This window comes from Tenacibaculum sp. SDUM215027, assembly GCF_050566205.1.
GTDB lineage: Bacteria > Bacteroidota > Bacteroidia > Flavobacteriales > Flavobacteriaceae > Polaribacter.
The window spans coordinates 69,639-93,904 of record NZ_JBNXUE010000007.1 but is presented as its reverse complement, the minus strand read 5'-3'; the positions used below and the strand labels follow the sequence as shown (position 1 = coordinate 93,904).

The window sequence follows — 24,266 nt, the reverse complement described above, 5'->3', positions numbered from 1 at the left end:
AGCAATTTTAGTTATTTACATAACTAACAATACTTTAAAACTACTTTTGTTTAAGAAAATTAACAACAGCCTTACGTATATCGTGTGCTATTTCTTCCTTTTTTGGTGTATAAATATTTAAAACTCCTTCACTTTTATCTGAAAGTATTGGAATGTCAAGTCCTCTTAATAAGTAATCAGAGAAAGCAACAGTATAGGTTTCGTTTTCTTGAAGTTTACCATTTTTAAGTATCCATTCTCCGTTCGTTTTATTAGCATTAAATCGTTGTAAATAAGCTCCTGTCCCTGAAGATTCTACTCCAAAATCTAATACCTTTTTTAATAAACTTCCCTTAATTTTAACTTTTAAAATCTCACCTCCATATGGTAACACTCTAAAGATATCTACAGCATTTACGTCTCCAGCCAACACATCATCTATTCTTACAGATCCACCATTTACTAAAGCACAGTCTACTTCATTATTATAAGCTAAGCTCATTGATTCTGCAATAATTTCACCCATATTGGTTTGTACAACTCTAATTGTACTTTCTCTTGCATCTAAAGGTTCAGCTGCCTTGTATATTACTTCATAAGGATTCGATACTACTTCTTGAATTTTATCTTCTAAGACTGCTTGCCATTTATCTACAACTTCTTTTACATTCGCATCAAAAGGGATTGATTTATTAATTTCTTTTAATTCTGATTTAAAGTTAACTTTTTTTGTTTTAGGGTTGTATTCAAATCTATGAATATATGCTGTTTTTGCGTTAGCGTCTGCTTTTGCAACTGTAACCTCTCCTACTCTTGTGTAACTATTGGTGTGTTCATGCCCTCCCATTATTAGTGGCACATTTGGTAAAAGTTTTGCTATTTTTTTGTCTTGTGTAAGTGATGCATGAGTTAACCCTAATACAATGTCAACTTTATCTTTTATTTCGTTATATGAACGTTGTATCTCTTTGTACATATCTCCATAATGCACATAATTTCTTGGATTAGAAGGAATGCAAACACTTATAAACCCTACTTTTAAATTCGTTCCATCAGAATTCTTAAATTCTTTAATGAAAGAATCTTTTAAAGTTTCTTTTTTGCCATCAATGATTTTATAAAAATAAGAGTGTTTACCATCAGCGTTATGCAGCACATTGGCAGATATCCAATCAAACTTACTCTCATTCAAACGATTTTGTAAATGTGTATAACTTAAATCGAATTCATGATTTCCAAATGCTACAAGGTCAAAATTCATGGCATTCATGACTTCTACCATCTGTTTTCCTCTTACTCTATCTCCATTATACTTCATTGTTCCTAATAAAGAAGGTGATAAAAAATCTCCTGCCAATACTAACATTGTATTTTTATTTTCTTTTAGAAGTTGTTTATGTACCGTTTCAACTCTAGCCATTCCACCATACATTCCTCCCTGAATTGGAGCTATTTCATACACATCGTTTAGTTGTAGTAATGTAAAATAGGTTTTATCAGTATCTTTTTTAAACTGATACGTTGTTTCTGATGTAGTTGTATTGATTTTCTTTTTTGGAGAACCACAACTAACTAAAGTGCAAGTTATTAAAAGTAGTAATAGGGTTTTAAATTGCTTCATTTGGTTTTTTTTATAAGAAAACCAAATTTACAAATTCTAGTGAAGATATTGACGTGTGTTTTGTCTTATCATTTTTCGATATTCTACCAATTCTGGAAATTGGTAAAAGAAGTTTATTTTTTTATGCGCTATAGTTCTAGGCTTCTTTATTTTAGGTCTTAACACAAAAGCTGTCCAGCTTTCAACAATATCTTCTTCTGGACTTTCAGCAGCGTAATCTGTAAGGAACTCTGTTCGATTATTTAAGTATAAATCATACAGCTTTTCTACACAGTTTGCTTCGGTATAGTAATTTGCTTCAGTGTAACAATATTTTCGTTGAATAACATCCCAACGGTTTAATAGCCCTCCTTTCCAAAATATATTAACAAACCTATTGATATAACTATTTTTGTAGGCTTCTCCTTCAAGAGTTAAATACAACTCTCCTTCTTCTTGCTTCCTTTTTTCTGTAGGTCTTATTTGAGTCCTATTTAATGTTAGTAAGTGTCCGAACTCATGCACTAAAGTATACACAGACTCATGAAGCCTTCTTTTATCTTTAGTTTCAAAATTAACATCTCTAATATCAATTTCTAATTGCCATTTGTCATTTTTTGAACTCAATGCAACTAAAGCTCCTGTTTTTTCATCTACGCCATCCGTCATTAAAACAATACGTTTTATATATTTCTGAGTGAGTTCTTTTGGAAAAATCCTATTAAATTCACCCCAGTAATAGGCCGCTAACTCATCGCTTACTAACTCATTTTTAACCACTTTACTACCTTTCACATTCCATACTCCTATTCTCTCACTATCTGTAGATTGAGAAAAGGCTGAAATAAAGAAAAATAGAAAAATAATATTTAATTTCGTCATCTTTAAAAAACTTCTAGTGCCTTATTATAAGCACTTTCAAAACTCATTGGTTTAATATTGGTTGTTACTTTATTTGCTGTAAAATAAGACAATAACTTTTCTGTTGGCATATTACCTGTTAACTCATCTTTCGCCATTGGACAACCTCCATACCCTTTTATAGCTCCATCAAAACGTCGGCAACCTGCTTTAAAAGCACTGTCAACTTTTTCATGCCATTTAGCTGGTGTTGTATGTAAATGAGCTCCGAATTCTATTTGAGGATAACTAGGTATTAAGTTTGAAAATAAGTAGTCTATATCTTCAGGTGTTGAGCTTCCAATTGTGTCTGACAAAGATAAGATTTTAACACCAAACGCCGAAAGTTTTTCTGTCCATTCTCCAACTATTTCCACACTCCATGGATCTCCATAAGGATTTCCAAATCCCATTGACAAGTAAGCTACTACTTCTTTGTTTGTTCGGTTAGCAATAGCCAACACTTCTTTCAAAGTATCAATAGATTGTTCAATCGTTTTGTGCGTATTACGCATTTGAAAATTTTCTGATATTGAAAAAGGATACCCTAAATAATCAATCTCTTCAAACTGAGATGCATCATTTGCTCCACGTACATTTGCTACAATTGCTAAAAGTTTACTTTTAGTTGTTGATAAATCTAATTTCGATAAAACTTCAGCTGTATCTTTCATTTGTGGAATTGCCTTTGGCGATACAAAGCTTCCAAAATCAATCGTATCAAATCCCACTTTTAACAGTGAATTGATATATGTTGCCTTCGCCTCTGTGGGAATAAAATGGCTTTTAATTCCTTGCATTGCGTCCCTTGGACATTCAATAATTTTAACACTGTTAACCATTGTGCCAAATATACGTATTTTGATTCATTTTTTTACCTTGCGTTACTTGCTCTAATTCAACCAAAAAAAGAATACACAATTAATTAATTATCAACAAAATACCAAATAAAAAAGTTTAAATTCTGAAATTTTACTTTAAAAAATTTATTTTTATTAAAATAAACTGTCACAATTTAAAAGTTAATTTGTCTCTAGTATAGAATGATTTCATTGGAGTCGCAACAAACACATATCAACCAACTAATCGAACGCTGTAAGAAAAACGATAACTCTGCACAAATGCAGGTGTATGAAAGCTATTACAAAGCCATGTATAATACATCATATCGTATTTTAAAAGACGAATTCGAAGCAGAAGATTTAATTCAAGAAGCATTTTTAACTGCTTTTACGAAATTAGATACTTTTAAAGGTGAAGTTGCTTTTGGAGCTTGGTTAAAAAGAATTGTAATTAATAAGAGTTTAACCCAATTAAAGAAAGTTACTCGATATGATGAAGTAAGAATGGACGTGATTCCTAGCTATGAAGTTGAAGATATAGAGATAGATTATAGTTCACTAGAAGTTAAAAGAGTTATAAACTGTTTACAAAGCTTAAAGGATAATTACAGAATTGTATTGACTTTAAACCTAATTGAAGGCTATGATTATGAAGAAATCGCTCAAATACTAAATTATACTAATGAAAATGTACGAACAACAGTATCAAGAGCAAAAAAGAAGTTAAAACAAGTATTAACTACTAATACTAATAAAACACAAATATATGGAGGATAAACTGCATCAATTTTTTAAAGAGAATGATTTTGATGTTTTTGAGCCTCATCAAGGACATTTAAATCGATTTCAGCGCAAGCTAGAAGCTCCGAAAAAACCTAAAAAACCATCGTTTTTTTGGATGAGTATTGCAGCATCTGTAGTATTGGTTTTAGGTTTTTACCTTGGTAGCTACCAACAAAAAAACACATACGACTTAGCCGATATTTCACCTAAAATGGCAGAAGCTCAAAACTTTTTTGTTACAACCATAAATCAAGAACTAAAAGAGGTTGAACAATATAGAAATTTAGAAACTGAAACGGTTATTGAAGATTCTTTAAACGAAATTGAAGAACTAGAGGACCAATACAAAACCCTTGTAAAAGAATTATCTAAAAGAGAAAACAAACATCAAATTATCAGAGAAATGATACAAAATTATCAACAACGATTAGATGTCTTAGAAAAACTTCTTTTACGATTAGAATTACAACAAAACCCTACAAAATTAGAAATATTAGAAGATGAAATTATATAAACTACTTTTCCTACTCTTATTCATTCCTACACTTTTAGTAGCTAATGATAAAAAACACGAAAAAAGCAAAAATATACGTAAAACTTTTTCTGTTAACAAAAATGCTACCTTATACATTAACAATAAATACGGTAATGTAAACGTAACTACTTGGAATGAAAACAGAATAGAAATCAACGTAAAAATTACCGTAAAAGGGAGTGATTTATCTAACGTTGAACGTAAACTAAAAGCTATTGATGTTCGATTTGAGTCTACTCCTAGTTTAGTAGAAGCAAGAACTATTATTGAAAAAACAAAATCTAGCTGGTCATGGTGGGGCAGCAATAACACAAACTATAAGATTAATTACTTTGTTAAAATGCCAGTTACCAATAATGCCGATTTAAACAATAAGTACGGAAATATTGAATTAGACAAACTAGAAGGTAAGTCCAATATTAATTGTGATTATGGTAAAATACAAATTGACCAATTACTAAATGAAACTAATAACATTAATTTAGATTACTGTGGTACTTCTGAAATTAATTTTATGAAATCAGGAAACCTAAGTGTTGATTACTCTAAGTTAGCTATTATAAAGTCAGAAAACTTAAAAGTAAATGCCGACTATTCTACCATGAAAATAGGTACAGCAAACAATGTTGACTTTAATAGTGATTATGGAAGTATTTCTATAGATGACGCCTCAAATATTAATGGTAATTCTGATTATGCTAGTATAAAAATTGGAACTCTTAGAAAAAACTTAAAAATTGATACTGATTATGGTGGTGTCAGAGTTAGAAATATTGAAAAAGGTTTTGAAAGCATTGTTATTGATGGAAGTTATGCCGGTATTAAACTTGGTACCAGTAGTAATAACAACTTTAATTTTACTATTGATCTAGGTTATGCCGGGTTTGGATATCCTGATAACCATGTAAAAATGTTTAAAAGCATTAGTAAATCTTCTAAAAAATATTACGAAGGAACTTTTGGTAAAGACAACTCTAACTCTTCTATTACTATAAAATCTAGATACGGAGGCGTTTCTTTAAAATTAAATGATTAACCCAACAACTTACAAATTATACTACAATGAAAAAATTAGCAATCTTATTATTAACTCTTTTTTTTAGTTTCCAAACACAGGCACAAAGCTGGTGGAATTCAAAAAAAATTGAAGGTAACGGAAAAGTTATTACAGAAACTAGAAAGATTAGTTCTTTTGACAAAGTAAACGTTGGAGGTTCCTTTGATGTTTATTTAATTGATGGAACTGAAGGTAAAATAACCTTAGAAGGAGAAGAGAATATTTTAAAGTACATTGAAACTGAAGTTAAAAACGGAAAATTAAATGTGCACTTTAAACAAAATACCAATATTAAAGCTACAAAAAAACTAACAGTAACCATTCCTTTTGAAAAGATTGAAGCTGTTGCTTTGGGAGGATCTGGAAATGTAATTGCAAAAAAGCGCATAAAAGCTGATGAAGTTTCTTTTAGCTTAGGAGGCTCAGGAAACATTATAGCTAGTGTAGACGCTAATACAGTAAAAGCTTCTATAGGTGGTTCGGGGAACATTAAACTAAAAGGAAAAGGTGACAACTTAAAATGTTCTATTGGTGGTTCGGGAAATGTAAAAGCATATGACTTAAAAACAAGCTCTTTAAAAGCTAGCATTGCTGGCTCTGGCGATGTATCAGCCACTGTTAATAATAGAATTAAAGCTACAATAGTAGGCTCTGGGAGTATATATTATAAAGGAAAACCATCAGACATAGACAAGACAGCTCTAGGCTCAGGAAGTGTTATTGATAGAAATTAAAACACCTTAACTAACTACAAAAAAAATCCGCTGTAAATTTACAGCGGATTTTTTATTATCTAAATTTACTTTCTTATTGTAACGAAGCCAAACTAGCTTTAATCGTTTCAATTTTAGCTAAGGTATCTGATTCTTTTTTACGCTCTAAAGTGATTACTTGCTCTGGCGCATTGCTTACAAATCGTTCGTTAGACAACTTCTTTTGAATTCCTGTTAAGAAGCCTTCAGCACGTTTTAATTCTCCATTTAACTTCGTTATTTCAGCTTCTACATCAATGGTATCTAACGAAATTGGAACAAAGTATTCGTTTGATTTCACACGGAATGATGCTGCTCCTTCTACTTTATTAGTAACATAGTTAATTTCTGAAGCATTTGTTAACTTTTGAATTACTACATCAAACTCTTTAGTGAAGTTTTCGTTATTTACAATAGATAACTCTATCGCATCTTTAAACGAAATATTTTTATTTTTTCTAATTGTTCTAATTCCTGAAACCACACCTGTAGCAAACTCAAAATTTGTGATTAATTCTTCGTTTGTTTCTCCTACAGTTGGGTATTTTGCTATAATTAAAGCATCTTCTGGAGTTCTTTCTGTAATATGCTGCCAAATTTCCTCTGTTAAGAAAGGCATAAATGGATGCAATACTTTTAAATTATTCTCTAATACTTCTATTACAGCCTTGTATGTTTTTGCATCAATTGGTTGTTGGTATCCTGGTTTAACGATTTCTAATAACCATGAAGAAAAATCATCAGTAATTAACTTGTAAATAGCCATTAATGCATCCGATAAACGATACTTACTAAAGTGATCTTCTATTTCTAGTAATACTTTACTAAACTTCGCTTCGTACCAAGCTAGTCCTATTTTAGCAGTTTCTGGTTGGGCTAAACTTTCATCTACTTCCCATCCTTTAATTAAACGGAAAGTGTTCCAGATTTTGTTAGCGAAGCCTTTTCCTTGTTGACATAAATCTTCATCAAATAATAAATCGTTTCCAGCAGCAGCACTTAATAACAATCCAACACGAACTCCATCAGCACCAAAATCTTCTATTAATTTTAAGGCATTTGGTGAGTTTCCTAAGGATTTACTCATTTTTCTACGCTGCTTGTCTCGTACCAACCCTGTTAAATATACGTTTTCAAACGGACGTTGATCTTTGTATTCGTATCCAGCAATTATCATACGTGCTACCCAGAAAAATAAAATATCTGGTCCCGTTACTAAATCGTTTGTTGGATAGTAGTACTTGATTTCTTCATTCTCAGGATTACGGATTCCGTCGAAAACCGACATTGGCCATAACCAAGAAGAAAACCATGTATCTAAGGCATCTGGATCTTGTTTTAAGTCAGAAGCAGTTAACGATGCATTTCCTGTTTTTTCTTGAGCTAGTTTTACTGCATCTTCAATATTCTCAGCAACAACAAAGTCTTCTTTACCATCTCCAAAATAGAACGCAGGAATTTGTTGTCCCCACCATAATTGACGAGAAATATTCCAATCACGAATGTTTTCCATCCAGTGACGATAGGTATTTTCAAACTTTTTTGGAAATAACTTTACCTCTCTACCTTCTCCTAAAACAGCATCGATAGCTGGTTTTACTAAGTCTTCCATTTTTAAGAACCACTGATCAGATAATCTTGGTTCAATTACGGCTTTAGTTCTTTCAGAGGTTCCTACTTTATTGGTATGAACTTCCGTTTTTACTAAAAAACCTTTTTCTTCTAATTCTTTGGTAATTTCTTTTCGAACTACAAAACGATCTTTTCCTTCATAATGTAATCCGAATGAATTTAAACTAGCATCCTCATTAAAAATATCTATTACTTCTAATTTGTGCTTATCACCTAAAGCTTTATCATTTTCATCATGTGCAGGAGTTACTTTTAAACACCCAGTACCAAATTCAACATCTACATATTCGTCTTCAATAATTGGTATTTCTCTATTACATAAAGGTACAATTGCTTTTTTACCTTTTAAATGTGTAAAACGCTCATCATTTGGATTTATACAGATTGCAGTATCTCCTAAAATAGTTTCAGGGCGCGTTGTTGCAATGACAACTTTTTCGTCAGAACCAACAATATTGTACTGTAAATAGTATAAATTTCCTTGACGCTCTTCGTAAATCACTTCTTCATCAGAAAGCGTTGTTTTTGCTTCAGGATCCCAATTTACCATACGGTAACCACGATAAATCAATCCTTTGTTATACAAATCAACAAATACTTTAATCACTGATTCTGACAACGCAGGATCCATAGTAAATGCTGTACGTTCCCAATCGCACGAAGCTCCTAACTTTTTTAATTGGTCTAAAATGATTCCTCCATACTCGTTCTTCCATTCCCAAGCATGTGCTAAGAACTCTTCACGAGTTAAATCATTCTTATCAATTCCTTGTTCTTTTAACTTCGCTACCACTTTTGCTTCTGTAGCAATTGAGGCATGATCAGTACCTGGAACCCAACATGCATTTTTTCCTTGTAAACGGGCACGACGAATTAACACATCTTGAATCGTATTATTTAACATATGCCCCATATGTAATACCCCTGTGACGTTAGGTGGTGGTATAACAATTGTATAGGGTTCGCGTTCATCTACTTCTGAATGAAAGTAATTGTGCTTCATCCAGTAATCGTACCATTTTCCTTCTACTTCTTTAGAATTATATTTTGATGGAATATTCATATGTTATGTGTATCTTTATGGTTAATAATTTAACATTTTTTAACCTTTGGCATTGTTTTTGAAATTCGATTAGCAAAAATACAACTATCTATGAGGTACAGAAAATTAGAGGTTGTTTTTTTAGAACTTAAAGAAATAATACTAAATTTGTAGCGGCTAATATCCCTAAAAAATTAATTTTTAACATTATGAAAACAATTTTATCATTTATCGCTGTTTGCTTTATTACCTTAACAGTAAGCGCACAAGAATTTAAATTTGAATCTGAAACTATTGACTATGGAAAGATAGCTTATGGGTCTGAAGGAAAACGCGTATTTGAATTCACGAACGTAGGAGAATCTCCAATTATCATAAAAGATATTGTATCTCCTTGTGGATGTACAGTACCTACTAAACCTGAAGAACCAATTATGCCTGGTAAAAAAGGACAAATTGAGGTTTCTTATGACACGAAAAGACTAGGAGGTTTCTCTAAAACTTTAACTGTTATTTCAAATGCTAAAAACAAAAGAAAAAGAGTTAAAATTAAAGGATTCATTGTAAAAGATGCTACTCCTTCAAAAGAGAAAAGTACAGTAAGTGATAGTTAAGGACTTATCTTAATATAAAAAAAAGCTCAACTTAAGTTGAGCTTTTTTTTATATTCTTTGTTCTAACCTAAACATAAATTTTAATCGAACTCCTCCCCTCTCTATTTCCATCCTCATTTTCTTACCTGGCTTTGTATGAAATATTTCTATAATTTCATTTAAATGATATTCATGTGACGGTCTTCCATTAACCCTCTTAATAACATCACCTACTTGAAGCCCCGCTTTAAATGCAGGTGAGTTTTCTACTACTTTATCTATTTTATACTTAGGTTTGAAACGATAAAAGAAAGTGCTAACTAAAGAAATTACATTGTTTTTAGGAGTTTGATTATTCAAACTATAACTATCTTCAAACTTAGTTGCTCCTTTTTCTTTTATTAACTCTTGTCCATCATATACTATATGAAGACCACTCATATTGTAATAAAACCCTTTATTTAATGAAGCATTTTTTTTGAGTATTACTCTTTTATTGGGGTAATCAATCCAAATCTTAAAACGTTTCAAAATTCCTCCACCAATACTACCATTTCTTTCTTTAAATTGTCTTGCATTAAAAGTTGATGAAGAATCTAAGAAAGATACAGTCGGTTCCACTATTTTAAACTTACCCATAGAAATTTTTGGAACCCTACTTCGATTACCATAAATAGTACCACTGAAACCTTCACCAATTATATCTTTAAAAAACTTTTTAGGTGTTTTTAACTCTTCTTTTGTTCCTTCAAACAGCCAAACAGCGTCACTACCCCCAGTATCTATTAAAAGTTTTACAGGTAACATTCTGTTCGCTACTGTATCAACCTGTACTTTAACATTTATATATGGTTTGTTTCTATAAAATTGTAATGGAAAACTTTCACATTTATTACATACATTCAAATCATATGTTTTAGGATTGTAAAAATCAATCCGTTTACTTACATAGTTAATCTTAACTATAACGTCTTTTAATAAATCATACCCTATAATCCCATGAATGGTTGTCCCCATTTTAGCGGAAATATCAAATGCATCTTTCAAAATAACATATAGCCCTTGATTAGAACTAGTAATGTTTTTAATTCTAAAATTATTACCTCTAGAAAATAAAGCTTCTACTGGTTCCCCACTACCTAAACCTCTTATAAATACCTTTTTTACATTATTTAGGCCAATACTATCTTTAGAAGTCAAATTAAATAAGATTGTTCTATTTACACCTGTATCTAATATAAATGATAACTGATGCCCGTTAATTTCCAACGGAATGACTACTAAATTATTGATTAACTGAAATCTTATCGATTGCTTATCAGTTTCTTCCCCTAAAAACTGAAAATTTTGTTGAGTAAAAGCAGACACGCTAAAAAAAAGCGCAAAAAAATATAGTAATAATCTATTCAAAAGAACTTGTTTTATAGTTATATACTTAAAGATACAATCTTCATTTTAGAATTTCTTGTTTTTATGATTTTTTTAACCGTTTTTTTTCCAATAAACATTCTGATACTCTCAAATATATTTCGCAATTTTGCTTTTCAAACAACTAATTTATATTAAAATGCCATCAATTTCTAGTAAAGGAAATGCTATGCCTCAATCACCAATTCGTAAATTGGTTCCTTTTGCTGAGGCCGCTAAAAAAAATGGAACAAAAGTTTACCATTTAAACATTGGTCAACCTGATATTAAAACACCACAAGTTGCTTTAGATGCTGTAAAAAATAATACTATTGAAGTGTTATCATATGCTAGATCTGAAGGTTCAGAAGAATATAGAACCAAGTTAGCTAATTATTATGCTAAAAACGACATTCATGTAAATGCTAACAATATTATTGCTACTACTGGAGGATCTGAAGCTTTACTTTTTAGTATTGGTAGTATAACTGACCCAGGAGACGAGATAATCATCCCTGAGCCTTTTTATGCTAACTATAATGGTTTTTCTACTGCTTCAGGTGTAAAAGTAGTTCCTGTTATTTCTAAAATTGAAGATAATTTTGCCTTACCTGCAATTGAAGATTTTGAGAAATTAATCACTCCAAAAACCAAAGCAATTTTAATCTGTAACCCAGGAAATCCAACCGGATACCTATATAGTAAGGAGGAAATTGAAAAACTAAAACAAATTGTATTAAAACATGATTTGTTTTTAATCGCTGATGAAGTGTATCGTGAATTTACGTACGGTGGAGAAAAACACAATTCAGTAATGACTTTAGAAGGCTTAGGGCAAAATGCTATTATGATTGATTCTGTTTCTAAACGCTACAGCATGTGTGGCGCAAGAATTGGTTGCATTGTTTCTAGAAACGAAGAATTCATTAATACTGCTCTTAAATTTGCACAAGCACGTTTAAGTCCGCCAACATATGCTCTAATTGCTAGTGAAGCAGCTTTAGATACTCCTCAAAGTTATTTTGATGAAGTTATTGAAGAGTATGAGGATCGTAGAAATACATTAATTACTGAATTACAGAAAATCGATGGAGTAAAAGTTGCGAACCCTAAAGGAGCTTTTTACTGTGTAGCTGAATTACCGGTTAAAGATACTGACGATTTTGCACAATGGATTTTAGAAGAATTCAATGATAATAACGAAACGGTAATGGTAGCCCCTGCAAGTGGATTCTACTCTACCGAAGGTGAAGGAAAGAATCAAGTTCGTATTGCCTATGTTTTAAACAAAGCTGATTTAAAACGTTCGGTTGAAATATTAAAAAGTGCCTTAGAAAAATATAATAGTTAATTGAATATTCAAGAAAACATATCTTTAAAAGAGTACAACACGTTTGGCATTAATGTAAATGCCAAACGTTTTGTTTCTATTACTTCTGTATACCAACTACAACAACTTTTAAAAGAAGAAAAAGACATTTTTTTAATTTCTGGTGGTAGTAACATGTTACTTACTAAAGATATTGAAACCCTAGTTGTACATATTGATATTAAAGGAATTTCTATCGATAGAGAAAATCATAACGATATCCGCATAACTGTAAATGCTGGTGAAAACTGGCATGAGTTCGTCTTATGGTGTGTTTCTCAAAACTACGGTGGATTGGAAAACTTATCTTTAATTCCTGGGAATGTAGGTACCTGCCCAATCCAGAACATTGGAGCTTATGGTGTTGAAGTAAAAGACACTATAACAAAAGTAGAAGCGATTGAAATTGAAACAGGAAAGCTAATTTCTTTTGCTGCGGAAGAATGTAAATTTGGATATAGAAATTCTATTTTTAAGAATGAAGCTAAAGGAAAGTACATACTAACTTCTGTTAGTTTTCAGTTGACAAAAAACAATCATAAACTTAATACTTCTTACGGAGCTATAGAATCTGAGTTGTCTTCAAAAGGAATTACAAATCCGACGATTAAAGATATTTCTGATGCTGTTATTGTCATTCGTCAGTCAAAATTACCTGATCCAAAAGAAATTGGTAATAGCGGAAGTTTCTTTAAAAATCCAGTGATTCCTAAAAAACACTTTGAAAAGCTTAAAGAAAAACACGCTAATATTCCTTCGTATGTAATTTCAGACACTGAAGTTAAAGTGCCAGCTGGTTGGTTAATTGAACAAAGTGGATTTAAAGGAAAGAATTTTGGTAATTACGGGGTTCATGAAAAACAAGCCTTAGTTTTAGTTAACTATGGTAATGCTACAGGGAAAGAAATTTACGAATTAGCACAAAAAATTCAGCAGACTATTAAAGATAAATTTGATATAAAACTTGAGATAGAAGTCAATATTATTAAATAAAAAAGGAGCACGTATTGTGCTCCTTTTTTATTTCTCTATTCTTTATCAAACAAAACTTTATAAATAAAACCTCCTACAACTGCTCCTGCAATCGGTGCTACCCAAAATAGCCATACTTGTGACAAATAACCTCCACCAGCAAATAATGCTTGACTCATAGAGCGAGCTGGATTCACAGAAGTATTGGTAATCGGAATACTTATTAAATGAATTAGAGTTAACCCTAAACCAATTGCAATTGGAGCAAAACCTTTAGGTGCATTTTTATGAATACTTCCTAAAATTATTAACAAGAAAAACATAGTTAATAAAAACTCCGCTATAAAAGCTGCTGTTAAGTTATATCCTCCAGGAGACAACTCTCCATAACCGTTTGCTGCAAAACCTCCTAGCGATTCAAATCCTCTATTATTTGTTACTATTACATACAAACAAGTAGCTGCCAAAACAGCACCAACTAATTGAGAAATGATATAAGGAAGTACCTCCTTTGCTGTATGATTTCCTCCTACCCATAAACCTATAGTAACGGCAGGATTAAAATGCCCCCCAGAAATATGTCCAACAGCATACGCCATTGTTAACACTGTTAAACCAAAAGCCAGTGCAACGCCTGCAAAACCAATTCCTAACTCTGGAAAACCCGCTGCAAAAATAGCACTACCACAACCTCCAAAAACTAACCAAAATGTCCCGAAAAATTCGGCAAAATATTTTTTCATATTCATAATTTTAAATTAATTGATTATTATCTATGACACTTAAACAAATAAAAGTCACACTGTTATAAATCTACAATAATTTAATTCTAAAAGAAAACGTGAAGTTTGTATCTTTGCAATACAAAACAATACATCATGAAATTAATTTTTGTTACCATAGGATTATTAGCGTTAGCATTTGCTGGAATTGCCATTAAAATTTGGGCAAAAAAAGACGGAGAGTTTGCTGGTACTTGTGCTAGCCAAAACCCGATGTTAAACGAAAGTGGTGAAGCTTGTGGATTTTGTGGTAAAACCCCAGATCAGTTCGATACATGTAGTGAGCCTGAGCATAATTAAGCATAACACTTCTCAACTAACCTTTTACTTTCTTTACAATACATACTCCTACTCTACGCTCCTTATGTAGCTATGGCTGTACAGATAGTGTATTAACTTATTTTAACATATCTCTCTTGGAAAATCAACATAAGAAAGTTTTGTTTTATTGCTACCATTCCTTGATATTTGTTTAGTATTGCTGCAAATTAGTATCTTTATATCAAATCAAATTTCGAAACCTAAGCATTGGAAATAAATCAAGAAAAAGTACTTCACCACATTCAACAGGCAAAAAACGGAAATCAAATATCTTTTAATTATTTATTAGATACTTTTTGGGGAACAGTATACGCTTTTCAGTTAAAAAAAACCAAGAATGATAATGATGCTGAAGATATTACCATTCAAACTTTTTCTAAAGCTTTTGATAGAATTGAAACTTTTGATGAAAACTATCAGTTTAAAACTTGGTTGATTACAATTTCTAAAAATGTATATATCGATTCTCTTCGAAAGAAAAAATCTACCATATACACACAAACAACCGAAGAACAAGAAAAAGAAGTCTATGCTGTTGTTGATGATGCTCCTTCACCTGAAGACAAAATTATTACCGAACAAAACTTAGCAAAACTTCTAAAAGACATCAAAAAATTGAAACCTAAGTATCAAGAAATCATAAATCTTCGTTACTTTCAAGAGTTAAGCTATAAGGAAATCTCTGAGCAGATAGAAGAACCTATGAATAATGTAAAGGTGAAGTTACTTCGTGCAAAAAAATTATTAGCTGAAATAATAAAGAAATCATAAATTGCAAAACCATAAAAATCAAAACCTTATGATTTTACAGTTTCATGAAAGAGGAAAAAACTTACACAAAAAGGAGCTTTATAAAGAATTTCAACAAAAAAGAGTAAGGAAAAAGTATCTAATAACTTTGTTTGAAAAGTTAAAAAATAGTAACTACTTAAACTTTTAAGCTCTCTTTTTTTATGAAAAAATCTCTCTTAAACCTATTAGGTCCTGGAATATTATTTGCTGGTGCTGCTATAGGTGTTTCTCATTTAGTACAATCAACCAGAGCTGGCGCCGACTTTGGATTTGGCTTACTTTGGGCACTACTGCTAGTACATATTATTAAATACCCATTTTTTCAGTTTGGTCCTCGGTATGCTACTGCAACTGGCGAAACGCTGTTAGATGGATATAAAAAACTAGGAAAAGGAGTTTTAATAAGTTATTTTATCTTAAATATCGCTACCATGTTTACCATTCAAGCAGCTGTTACCATTGTTACAGCTAGTTTGGCTTCTAATCTTTTTGGTATTTCCTTTGATTTAGTTACTTGGTCAGTACTAATTATGTTCGTTAGTATTGTATTCTTAGGTATAGGAAAATACAAGTTTTTAGACAACCTAATGAAGTACATTATTGCTATTTTAACCATTAGTACCATAGTAGCAGTAAACATTGCTTTATTTAAAACTAATAAAGGCTTTAGCTTTCAACAAATAGTGCCTAGTGGAACTGCTCAGGTAACATTTTTAATTGCTTTTTTAGGATGGATGCCTGCTCCTTTAGATATTTCTATTTGGCATTCTTTGTGGTCGGTAGAAAAAAACAAAACTACTTTTGAAAAAATAAAACCCAAACAAGCTATTTTTGATTTTAACGTTGGATATATCGGAGCTTTATTTTTAGGAGTTTGTTTTGTTATGTTAGGGGCATTGGTTATGTATCAATCAGGAGAATCTTTCTCTAGTAAAGGAACTATTTTTGCCTCTCAACTCATCAACTTATATACTAAAAACTTAGGAGAATTTTCTTCAGTTTTTATTGGAGTAGCAGCTTTTACAACTATGTTTAGTACTACAATTACAACTTTAGATGCTTCTCCTAGAGCCATGGAAAAATCTTCTAACTTACTTTTCCCTAAAAAAAGAAAGTTAAACTATTGGTTTTGGTTAGTGTTACTAATGTTTGGAACCTCTGTTATTTTATACTATTTTTTAAGTGATATGGTTTTCCTTGTACGAATAGCCACTGTATTATCTTTTTTAACAGCTCCTTTTTATGCAATCCTAAACTATATCTTAATCACTGGTAAGCATACACCAAAAAAACACAGACCAGGTATCGGCTTACGTATTTTAAGCCTTGTTGGTATCGTTTTTTTATTCGGATTTAGTATTTGGTTTTTACTTAGTTTATAAATCTTTTCTTTGTAAATTTGCAGTTCAATTTTTATGGAATGGCAAACGAAACTGTAGCAACACCAGAAAGAACGAAAAAACCAAAATGGTTACGTGTAAAATTACCTGTAGGAAAAAAATACACTGAACTAAGAGGGCTTGTTGATAAATATAAACTGAACACCATTTGTACCAGTGGAAGCTGCCCTAACATGGGAGAATGCTGGGGAGAAGGTACAGCTACCTTTATGATTTTAGGTAATACTTGTACACGTTCTTGTGGATTTTGTGGTGTTAAGACTGGACGTCCTGATACTGTAGAATGGGATGAACCTGAAAAAGTAGCTCGCTCAATAAAAATAATGGATATTAAGCATGCGGTAATTACTTCGGTTGACCGTGATGACTTGAAAGATGGAGGTTCTATTATTTGGTCTGAAACAGTACAAGCTATCCGTAGAGCTAATCCAAATACGACTTTAGAAACTCTAATTCCAGATTTTCAAGGAAACGAAAAGTTAATAGACCGTATCATTGAAGTGGCTCCTGAAGTAGTTTCTCATAATATGGAAACTGTACGTCGTTTAACTCGTGAGGTTCGTATTCAAGCGAAATACGATCGTAGTTTAGGTGTTTTAAAATACTTAAAAGATAACGGAATGCGTACCAAATCGGGAATTATGCTTGGTTTAGGAGAAACAGAAGACGAAGTAATACAAACCATGAAAGATTTACGTGGTGTTGGATTAGATGTTATAACTATTGGTCAATATTTACAGCCTAGTAAAAAGCATTTACCTGTTAAGGAATTCATAACACCTGACCAGTTCAAGAAATACGAAACATTGGGGTTAGAAATGGGCTTTATGTACGTGGAAAGTGGAGCTTTAGTACGTTCTTCATATAAAGCACATAAACACGCTAGCTAACCTTAAATTAAAATATTCTTAACTTTTTAACGGTTTAACGTTAAAAAAATGTCAAATAATTAAATTTTAAATAAAGTACGCCTTTTTATTTATAATTTTGGCACAGATATTGGAAACAACAATACCGTAAGCAAGTAACATTGTTTTCATTGTGTAAATTATTTGAATTAGTTGATTAACAAAGAAGCCCGCTCAATTGAGCGGGCTTCTTGTTTTATAATTGTATTATAAATAAACTTACTTAAATAGCTCTAATTATATCATATTTAGTTATAATATGATGTTTCCCATTTTCTAAATCAACTAAAACTGCTTGATTTTCTTTATTAATTAACTTCGAAACCTCGTCAATAGAAGCTGATTTTTTAACTATTGGGTATCCTTTACCCATTATATCTTTAATAGGCTTTTCTGCTATATTTTTATCTTCTAAGTAACTATGTAATAATGCTGATTCATCTACAGAACCTACAAAACCATTTACATCTCTTACTGGAATTTGTGATATTTTAAATGTACGCATTCTTTCGATAGCATGCGATACTAATTCTTCTGTTTGAACAGTTACTAATGGTTTATCTATATGATCTTTAATTAAGTCTTCTGCTGTAGTAATTTCTTCATCTAAGAAACCTCTATCACGCATCCAATCGTCATTAAACATTTTTCCTACATAACGACTTCCATGATCATGGAATAATACTACCACTACATCATCTGGTTTGAACTCATCTTTTAACTGTAACAATCCTTTGATTGCTGATCCTGCTGAGTTCCCAACAAAAATACCTTCTTCTTTCGCTATTTTACGTGTATAAATAGCAGCATCTTTATCGGTTACTTTCGTAAATCCATCAATTAAAGAGAAATCAACATTCTTTGGTAAAATATCTTCTCCAATTCCTTCAGTAATATATGGGTAGATTTCATTCTCATCAAAAATACCTGTTTCGTGATACTTTTTAAAAACCGAACCATACGTATCAACTCCCCAAATTTTAATATTTGGATTCTTTTCTTTTAAAAACTTCGCGGTACCAGATACAGTTCCTCCTGTTCCTACTCCAACTACAAAATGTGTAATCTTACCATCGGTTTGTTCCCAAATTTCTGGTCCTGTTTGCTCATAATGTGCTTGTGCATTTGACGGATTGTCATATTGGTTTACATACCAAGAATTTGGTGTTTCTTCACCTAAACGCTTAGAAACCGAATAGTATGAACGAGCATCATCTGGCTCTACATTTGTAGGACAAACAACTACCTCTGCTCCTACTGCACGTAGGATATCCATTTTCTCTTTAGATTGTTTATCTGAAATTACAAAAATACACTTGTACCCTTTTACAATAGCCGCTAATGCTAATCCCATTCCTGTATTTCCTGAGGTTCCTTCAATAATAGTACCTCCTGGTTTTAAACGACCATCTGCTTCGGCATCTTCAATCATTTTAAGTGCCATACGGTCTTTTACAGAGTTTCCTGGATTAAACGTTTCTACTTTAGCTAACACCAAAGCATCTACTTCTTTTGTTACTGAGTTTAACTGAACTAAAGGTGTGTTACCAATAGTTTCTAATATATTTTTTGCGTACTTCATATCTTATTAATGTTATGCAAAACTAAGCAAATCGAATGGATTTTGAAGGGCGGATTTTTGTGATGATGTATGAAGGTATAATCAACATTAAAAAACACAGTGCTAGCGTACCTATATTTAACAATAAAATTGCCAATAAATTAATATCAACAGGCATTGTTGACACATAATAGGTTTCAGGATCTAAACTTATTAACTTCATATATTTCTGAATTAAAAGAATACTAAGCCCTATAAGATTTCCCCAGAACAGTCCTTTCAAAATTAAGTAAGAAGCATTGTATAAAAATATTTTTCGAATACTCCAATTTACACTTCCCAGTGCTTTGAGTATCCCTACCATTTGTACACGTTCTAAAATAAGCACTAACAACGCTGTTACCATGTTTATTCCTGCAACCAATACCATAATTCCGATAATAAACCATACGTTATTGTCGAGTAATTTTAACCACTCAAAAATAGCAGGGTAATTATTTACAATCGTAATACTATTTAAAGTCGCTCCTATACTTGTATAAACTTCATCTCCTTTTTCTTTGAGTTTATCATAATCATCAATCAATACTTCAAAACCTCCTACCTCGTTATCTTGCCAACGATTAATTTTTTGTACTTCTCTTAAATCCCCCAACAACATAATCTTATCAAACTGTTCAAAACCTGTGTTGTATATACCTACAATAATTGGTTTTCTAGATTTGAACTTCAAACTACTATTTTCTGCTCCAAACCACGTTTGAATCGTGTCGTTGAGTTTAAAATTTAATCGATTTGCTATAGATTCAGAAATTAGAATTTCTCGGTTTCTCTCTTGAGTAAAATCTGGTAAGCGACCTTCTACTAAACACTCGTTAAAAAAAGTAAAATCGTAATCGGCTGAAACGCCTTTAAAAATAATCCCTTCAAAATCTGTTGGAGTTCTTATAATTCCCCCCACATTGGCAAAAGGTTGCACTTTTTTTATGCCATCAATATTTTTAAACTCAGGATAAAATTCTTGATTAATATCAACTGGAACTGTAGAAACATCCGAATTGTTATTATCGTAATTTACAATTTGAATATGTCCTTTAAAGCCCGTCATTTTATCACGTACCTTCTTCTGAAACCCTGAGGTAATTGACACTGCTATTAACATAATAGCTACACCCAAAGCAATAGCAATAGTGGCAATGGTAATAATTGGTGATGAAATACTGCTTTTATACTGTTTTCCAGCAATAATTCGTTTTGCTATGAATAGTTCGAAATTCAAATGGTTGTATTTTTTACAAAACCAAAAGTAACTAATTCTTGTGTAAAGAAAGAGAAGATTATCTAGGTTTTAATTCTTGAACTTTTTTTATTCTTAAAAAATAGAAATCTGTACCTTTATCTTTTAATTTTTTATAGATGAAGCTTTCTTTTAATTCCGTTTTTTTACTTTTTTTAGTATTCAGTTTTCAATTTTCTTCTTGTGCACAACAACAAAAAAAATCTACCACTAAAGAAGCTATAAAACAAGAAGAACCAAAAACTATTAAAACAGGAGCTGATAGAACCGACCAATATCTTCCTCTTTTAAAAAATAAAAACATAGCCATTGTTGCAAATCAGACTTCGGCTTTACAAGTATTACAACGATCGGAAGTTGCACCAAATGTAATGGGATCTAAACAGGTAACGCATCATTTAGTTGATTACTTACATAACTATGAAGGTATTAACATACAAAAAGTCTTTGCTCCTGAGCATGGTTTTCGAGGAAAAGCGGATGCTGGTGAAGCCATAGCAGATGGAAAAGATGTAAAAACTGGAATTCCAATTATTTCTTTATACGGAAAAAACAAAAAACCTTCTCCTGAGCAACTCAAAGGAATTGATGTGGTAGTTTTTGACATTCAAGATGTAGGCGCTCGTTTTTACACCTATATTTCAACCTTACATTATGTAATGGAGGCTTGTGCAGAGGCAAACATCCCTGTGATTTTACTTGACAGACCAAACCCTAACGGACATTATATTGACGGACCAATGTTGGAACCTGAACATAAAAGTTTTGTAGGAATGCACCCTGTACCTGTCGTATATGGAATGACAATTGGAGAATACGGACAAATGATAAACGGAGAAAAATGGTTAGCTAATGGTGTTCAGTGTGACTTAACCTTAATTCCATTAGAAAATTATACGCATCAATCAACATATAGTTTACCAATAAAACCATCGCCTAATTTACCGAATGATATTTCAATAAACTTATATCCTAGTTTGTGTTTTTTTGAAGGAACAAACGTATCTGCTGGAAGAGGAACCAACAAACAGTTTCAGGTGTATGGTTCACCATTTTTAGAAAAAAGTAGTTTTAATTTTACTCCAAAATCCAATGAAGGAGCTAAACACCCTAAACACAAAGAAAAAATGTGCTTTGGAGAAGATTTAAGCGCTTCCAAACGTTTAGTTAACCTAGACCTTAGTTGGTTATTAAAAGCGTATCAACAATCTCCTAAAACTGAATTTTTCAATGCTTTTTTCACTAAACTAGCAGGAACTCAAAAACTACAACAACAAATCGAACAAGGACTTTCGGAAGAGGAAATTAAAACAAGCTGGCAACAAGATTTAGAAAGTTTTAAAATTACTAGAGCTAAATATTTGATGTACTAGTAATTCAACCCAACCACTAACCTATTCTTAATAAGTTAGTTACCAAACGATACCCATCATTAAAATAAAGAATATTATAACTATTGGCAACAATAATGAGAAAAGCTCTTTTATTATTAATAGTATTTTTTCTAAATCAAATTGTCTTTTCTCAAGTCGAAAAAGAGATTTACGAATTAAATTCAATAAGTAACTTGCTAACTAATGAAGTTAAAATTGTCATTAACCATAATGTTAGTAAAAAACAAACAGTATTTCTAGGAGAAGCCGTTCATTATAGTGGTTCTGATTTTCTTGCTAAAACTGAATTTGTAAAATTTTTGGTGACTGAACATGGTTACAAAGACATCGCTTTTGAGAGTGATTTTTTTGCTCTATTATTTGACCACGACAAACAAAACTTATATACAATGTGGAGTAAATCTAATCAATGTAAGGAGCTTTTCGATTTCCTTGAAAAGAATAAAGTGACTATTTGGGGGTTTGATAACAAATTACATTCAACATATTCATATCAAAATTTAACAAAAAAACTACTTGAAATTCTTAAAGAAGGAGGAATAGAATTAAACACAGAATTTATTAGGCTTATTAAGTTAATTATAAAGAATCAATATAACAGTAGAAAGAAATTATCTCAAAAACAAGTTGAATATTTAAAAAAATACGTTTCTAAACTTCAAGTAAATGAATTAATTAAAACAAACAAACTTTGGAATCAAATTTTAAAAAGTGTTGAAAGTGCTATTGAACTTTATACTGTAAAGGACAATTCCTCAGATAAGAATAGAGTTCCAATAAGGGATAAACAAATGGCTGAAAACCTTGACTTTTTAGTTAAAACTAACCCTAATAAAAAGTTTATTGTCTGGCTTGCTAATGGACATATGTCAAAATTTAATAGCAAATTAATGAGTAAACAAACTATGGGTTTTAAATTTAGAGAATTAAATCCAAATAATTCTTATCATATTGCTTTTGGTTCAATAAAACTACCTGAAAGAAAGGAAAAAGACATCCTAAAAGCTAGAAAAAAAAGTAATAATATATTATCTCTTTTACCTTCCTTAAAAAACAACTATTTTCTTGACTCAAAAAAAATAACATCAAAAAACATAGAGTTAAAAAATAAAATTTTTAATGATATGTATATTTTTAATTTACCAAGTAACAAGACAAAGTTACTAAATCACTTTGACGCTCTTATTTTTATAGCTAAAGGGGAAGAAGTAACATACGAATAATAATTACAACTCCAAATATACGTGTAAAATCAATTGATGATTATGCAATCTTACCTATGAAGATCTACGAGGATTCTCTATTCAATTTGTATCCACTAAGTGAAGATAATAAATATCGAAAAAAATTAACTTAAAAACCCCTGCTCTTTCATCCAGTTATTAGAATAAATCTTATTCATATAACGAGAACCGTGGTCTGGTAAAATTACCACCACCACACTATTATCATCAAAAAATCCGTTATCTGCATATTGTTGTGTAGCTTGTAGGGCTGCTCCTGAAGTGTATCCTGCGAAAATCCCTTCTGTTTTCACCAATTCCCTCGCTTTTAAAGCTGCCTCTTTGTCGGATACTTTTTCGTAAACGTCTACCACATCAAAATCGGTAGAGGTTGGGATTAAGTTTTTACCTAATCCTTCAATTTTATACGGACTGATTTCGTTCGCATCAAACTCACCAGTTTCGTGATATTTTTTAATTACAGACCCCATTGCATCTACCCCAAGGATCTGAATATCTGGATTTTGCTCTTTTAAATATCTAGCTGTTCCGGAAATCGTTCCTCCTGTTCCGCTTGCTGCAACTACGTGGGTTACTTTTCCGTCGGTTTGTTTCCAAATTTCTGGTCCTGTACTCTTGTAATGTGCTTCAATATTTAATTCATTAAAATACTGATTGATATAAATAGATCCTGGATTTTCTCTGTGCAATCGTTTGGCTACTTCGTAATACGAACGAGGATCGTCAGGAGTAACATTTGCAGGACATACATGCACCTCTGCTCCCATCGATTTTAGCATGTCTATTTTATCTTGAGAAGACTTATCGCTTACTGCTAAAATACATTTGTATCCTTTTACAATACTTATCATTGCTAATGAAAAACCTGTATTACCAGAAGTTGTTTCAACAATAATATCTCCTTCTTTTACTATCCCTTTTTGTTCTGCTGTTTCTATGATATGCAATGCAATTCTATCTTTAGCAGAGTGCCCTGGGTTAAATGCTTCAACTTTTGCATAGTATGTACCCGGTAAGTCTTGGGTAATTCGGTGCAATTGAATCATGGGGGTTTGACCTACTAAATCTATTATTGAATTGGTTATACCTTGATGTCTCTCCATT

The 24,266-nt window shown here is 31.6% G+C and carries 22 protein-coding genes; 13 read left to right on the top strand and 9 right to left on the bottom strand.

Features of this window, described 5'->3' with window-relative positions:
* Positions 1-40: 40 nt before the first annotated feature.
* From ACQYZ7_RS15160 to ACQYZ7_RS15150, 3 genes are read right to left on the bottom strand one after another with little or no spacing between them, the layout of a single operon-like run.
* Positions 41-1,600 (bottom strand): bifunctional metallophosphatase/5'-nucleotidase, encoded by a 1,560-nt coding sequence (locus ACQYZ7_RS15160; protein ID WP_430730561.1) that lies wholly within the window; start codon positions 1,598-1,600, stop codon positions 41-43.
* 36 nt (positions 1,601-1,636) lie between these two features.
* Positions 1,637-2,461: a hypothetical protein gene (locus ACQYZ7_RS15155; RefSeq protein ID WP_430730560.1), complete on the bottom strand. Its 825-nt coding sequence runs from the start codon at positions 2,459-2,461 to the stop codon at positions 1,637-1,639.
* A 2-nt stretch (positions 2,462-2,463) separates the two neighbouring features.
* On the bottom strand, positions 2,464-3,321 hold the full coding sequence (locus ACQYZ7_RS15150; RefSeq protein ID WP_430730559.1) for a hydroxymethylglutaryl-CoA lyase: 858 nt from the start codon (positions 3,319-3,321) through the stop codon (positions 2,464-2,466).
* Positions 3,322-3,522: 201 nt separating this feature from the next.
* Between ACQYZ7_RS15150 and ACQYZ7_RS15145 the strand changes: the two genes are divergently transcribed.
* The 4 genes from ACQYZ7_RS15145 to ACQYZ7_RS15130 are packed head-to-tail and all read left to right on the top strand — an operon-like array spanning position 3,523 to position 6,430.
* Positions 3,523-4,098 carry an RNA polymerase sigma factor gene (locus ACQYZ7_RS15145; protein WP_430730558.1) on the top strand — a complete coding sequence of 192 codons (576 nt, stop codon included), beginning with the start codon at positions 3,523-3,525 and terminating at the stop codon, positions 4,096-4,098.
* Complete coding sequence (locus tag ACQYZ7_RS15140; protein ID WP_430730557.1) at positions 4,088-4,618, top strand: hypothetical protein; 531 nt, start codon at positions 4,088-4,090, stop codon at positions 4,616-4,618. Before ACQYZ7_RS15145 ends, ACQYZ7_RS15140 begins: the two co-directional genes overlap by 11 nt.
* The gene (locus ACQYZ7_RS15135; protein WP_430730556.1) at positions 4,605-5,675 is read left to right on the top strand and encodes a hypothetical protein; all 1,071 of its coding nucleotides are present in this window, start codon (positions 4,605-4,607) and stop codon (positions 5,673-5,675) included. Before ACQYZ7_RS15140 ends, ACQYZ7_RS15135 begins: the two co-directional genes overlap by 14 nt.
* Before the next feature lie 26 nt (positions 5,676-5,701).
* The gene (locus tag ACQYZ7_RS15130) at positions 5,702-6,430 is read left to right on the top strand and encodes a head GIN domain-containing protein (protein WP_430730555.1); all 729 of its coding nucleotides are present in this window, start codon (positions 5,702-5,704) and stop codon (positions 6,428-6,430) included.
* A 73-nt stretch (positions 6,431-6,503) separates the two neighbouring features.
* On the opposite strand, the gene ACQYZ7_RS15125 is transcribed toward ACQYZ7_RS15130, so the two are convergent.
* Positions 6,504-9,143, bottom strand: coding sequence for a valine--tRNA ligase (locus tag ACQYZ7_RS15125; RefSeq protein WP_430730554.1), 2,640 nt, complete (start codon positions 9,141-9,143; stop codon positions 6,504-6,506).
* 188 nt (positions 9,144-9,331) lie between these two features.
* Here ACQYZ7_RS15125 and ACQYZ7_RS15120 point away from each other — a divergent pair, with 188 nt between their 5' ends.
* Complete coding sequence (locus tag ACQYZ7_RS15120) at positions 9,332-9,736, top strand: DUF1573 domain-containing protein (protein WP_430730553.1); 405 nt, start codon at positions 9,332-9,334, stop codon at positions 9,734-9,736.
* 48 nt (positions 9,737-9,784) lie between these two features.
* Here ACQYZ7_RS15120 and ACQYZ7_RS15115 read toward each other — a convergent pair whose 3' ends face one another.
* Positions 9,785-11,125 (bottom strand): aspartyl protease family protein, encoded by a 1,341-nt coding sequence (locus tag ACQYZ7_RS15115; protein WP_430730552.1) that lies wholly within the window; start codon positions 11,123-11,125, stop codon positions 9,785-9,787.
* 157 nt (positions 11,126-11,282) lie between these two features.
* Between ACQYZ7_RS15115 and ACQYZ7_RS15110 the strand changes: the two genes are divergently transcribed.
* Together ACQYZ7_RS15110 and murB are read left to right on the top strand one after the other, a co-directional pair.
* Positions 11,283-12,473 carry a pyridoxal phosphate-dependent aminotransferase gene (locus tag ACQYZ7_RS15110; protein ID WP_430730551.1) on the top strand — a complete coding sequence of 397 codons (1,191 nt, stop codon included), beginning with the start codon at positions 11,283-11,285 and terminating at the stop codon, positions 12,471-12,473.
* Positions 12,474-13,484 (top strand): UDP-N-acetylmuramate dehydrogenase, encoded by a 1,011-nt coding sequence (gene murB / locus ACQYZ7_RS15105; protein ID WP_430730550.1) that lies wholly within the window; start codon positions 12,474-12,476, stop codon positions 13,482-13,484.
* 35 nt (positions 13,485-13,519) lie between these two features.
* Here murB and aqpZ read toward each other — a convergent pair whose 3' ends face one another.
* Positions 13,520-14,206, bottom strand: a complete 687-nt coding sequence (gene aqpZ, locus ACQYZ7_RS15100; RefSeq protein WP_430730549.1) for an aquaporin Z — start codon at positions 14,204-14,206, stop codon at positions 13,520-13,522.
* 135 nt (positions 14,207-14,341) lie between these two features.
* On the opposite strand from aqpZ, the gene ACQYZ7_RS15095 reads away from it, so the two are divergent.
* The 4 genes from ACQYZ7_RS15095 to lipA all read left to right on the top strand — a co-directional run bounded on the left by ACQYZ7_RS15095 (position 14,342) and on the right by lipA (position 17,648).
* Positions 14,342-14,545 carry a membrane or secreted protein gene (locus tag ACQYZ7_RS15095; protein WP_115901089.1) on the top strand — a complete coding sequence of 68 codons (204 nt, stop codon included), beginning with the start codon at positions 14,342-14,344 and terminating at the stop codon, positions 14,543-14,545.
* 228 nt (positions 14,546-14,773) lie between these two features.
* Positions 14,774-15,337, top strand: coding sequence for an RNA polymerase sigma factor (locus ACQYZ7_RS15090; protein ID WP_430730548.1), 564 nt, complete (start codon positions 14,774-14,776; stop codon positions 15,335-15,337).
* A gap of 182 nt (positions 15,338-15,519) precedes the next feature.
* Positions 15,520-16,740: an Nramp family divalent metal transporter gene (locus ACQYZ7_RS15085; protein WP_430730547.1), complete on the top strand. Its 1,221-nt coding sequence runs from the start codon at positions 15,520-15,522 to the stop codon at positions 16,738-16,740.
* Positions 16,741-16,778: 38 nt separating this feature from the next.
* Positions 16,779-17,648: a lipoyl synthase gene (lipA, locus tag ACQYZ7_RS15080; protein WP_430730546.1), complete on the top strand. Its 870-nt coding sequence runs from the start codon at positions 16,779-16,781 to the stop codon at positions 17,646-17,648.
* Between the two features lie 241 nt (positions 17,649-17,889).
* Here lipA and ACQYZ7_RS15075 read toward each other — a convergent pair whose 3' ends face one another.
* A complete protein-coding gene (locus ACQYZ7_RS15075; RefSeq protein ID WP_430730545.1) occupies positions 17,890-19,248 on the bottom strand; it encodes a pyridoxal-phosphate dependent enzyme in 1,359 nt (452 codons plus the stop codon).
* A gap of 22 nt (positions 19,249-19,270) precedes the next feature.
* On the bottom strand, positions 19,271-20,506 hold the full coding sequence (locus ACQYZ7_RS15070; RefSeq protein ID WP_430730544.1) for an ABC transporter permease: 1,236 nt from the start codon (positions 20,504-20,506) through the stop codon (positions 19,271-19,273).
* A 137-nt stretch (positions 20,507-20,643) separates the two neighbouring features.
* Between ACQYZ7_RS15070 and ACQYZ7_RS15065 the strand changes: the two genes are divergently transcribed.
* Both ACQYZ7_RS15065 and ACQYZ7_RS15060 read left to right on the top strand, forming a co-directional pair.
* Positions 20,644-21,897, top strand: coding sequence for an exo-beta-N-acetylmuramidase NamZ family protein (locus ACQYZ7_RS15065; RefSeq protein WP_430730543.1), 1,254 nt, complete (start codon positions 20,644-20,646; stop codon positions 21,895-21,897).
* 95 nt (positions 21,898-21,992) lie between these two features.
* A complete protein-coding gene (locus ACQYZ7_RS15060; RefSeq protein WP_430730542.1) occupies positions 21,993-23,141 on the top strand; it encodes an erythromycin esterase family protein in 1,149 nt (382 codons plus the stop codon).
* A 125-nt stretch (positions 23,142-23,266) separates the two neighbouring features.
* On the opposite strand, the gene ACQYZ7_RS15055 is transcribed toward ACQYZ7_RS15060, so the two are convergent.
* A complete protein-coding gene (locus ACQYZ7_RS15055; RefSeq protein WP_430730541.1) occupies positions 23,267-24,265 on the bottom strand; it encodes a PLP-dependent cysteine synthase family protein in 999 nt (332 codons plus the stop codon).
* Position 24,266 lies beyond the last annotated feature (1 nt).

Excerpts from the sequence above, each read along its gene's own strand:
- ACQYZ7_RS15160 (WP_430730561.1), bottom strand. The coding sequence starts at position 1,600 with ATGAAGCAATTTAAAACCCTATTACTACTTTTAATAACTTGCACTTTA.
- ACQYZ7_RS15155 (WP_430730560.1), bottom strand. The coding sequence starts at position 2,461 with ATGACGAAATTAAATATTATTTTTCTATTTTTCTTTATTTCAGCCTTT.
- ACQYZ7_RS15150 (WP_430730559.1), bottom strand. The coding sequence starts at position 3,321 with ATGGTTAACAGTGTTAAAATTATTGAATGTCCAAGGGACGCAATGCAA.
- ACQYZ7_RS15145 (WP_430730558.1), top strand. The coding sequence starts at position 3,523 with ATGATTTCATTGGAGTCGCAACAAACACATATCAACCAACTAATCGAA.
- ACQYZ7_RS15140 (WP_430730557.1), top strand. The coding sequence starts at position 4,088 with ATGGAGGATAAACTGCATCAATTTTTTAAAGAGAATGATTTTGATGTT.
- ACQYZ7_RS15135 (WP_430730556.1), top strand. The coding sequence starts at position 4,605 with ATGAAATTATATAAACTACTTTTCCTACTCTTATTCATTCCTACACTT.
- ACQYZ7_RS15130 (WP_430730555.1), top strand. The coding sequence starts at position 5,702 with ATGAAAAAATTAGCAATCTTATTATTAACTCTTTTTTTTAGTTTCCAA.
- ACQYZ7_RS15125 (WP_430730554.1), bottom strand. The coding sequence starts at position 9,143 with ATGAATATTCCATCAAAATATAATTCTAAAGAAGTAGAAGGAAAATGG.
- ACQYZ7_RS15120 (WP_430730553.1), top strand. The coding sequence starts at position 9,332 with ATGAAAACAATTTTATCATTTATCGCTGTTTGCTTTATTACCTTAACA.
- ACQYZ7_RS15110 (WP_430730551.1), top strand. The coding sequence starts at position 11,283 with ATGCCATCAATTTCTAGTAAAGGAAATGCTATGCCTCAATCACCAATT.
- aqpZ (WP_430730549.1), bottom strand. The coding sequence starts at position 14,206 with ATGAAAAAATATTTTGCCGAATTTTTCGGGACATTTTGGTTAGTTTTT.
- ACQYZ7_RS15095 (WP_115901089.1), top strand. The coding sequence starts at position 14,342 with ATGAAATTAATTTTTGTTACCATAGGATTATTAGCGTTAGCATTTGCT.
- ACQYZ7_RS15085 (WP_430730547.1), top strand. The coding sequence starts at position 15,520 with ATGAAAAAATCTCTCTTAAACCTATTAGGTCCTGGAATATTATTTGCT.
- lipA (WP_430730546.1), top strand. The coding sequence starts at position 16,779 with ATGGCAAACGAAACTGTAGCAACACCAGAAAGAACGAAAAAACCAAAA.
- ACQYZ7_RS15075 (WP_430730545.1), bottom strand. The coding sequence starts at position 19,248 with ATGAAGTACGCAAAAAATATATTAGAAACTATTGGTAACACACCTTTA.
- ACQYZ7_RS15065 (WP_430730543.1), top strand. The coding sequence starts at position 20,644 with ATGAAGCTTTCTTTTAATTCCGTTTTTTTACTTTTTTTAGTATTCAGT.
- ACQYZ7_RS15060 (WP_430730542.1), top strand. The coding sequence starts at position 21,993 with ATGAGAAAAGCTCTTTTATTATTAATAGTATTTTTTCTAAATCAAATT.
- ACQYZ7_RS15055 (WP_430730541.1), bottom strand. The coding sequence starts at position 24,265 with ATGGAGAGACATCAAGGTATAACCAATTCAATAATAGATTTAGTAGGT.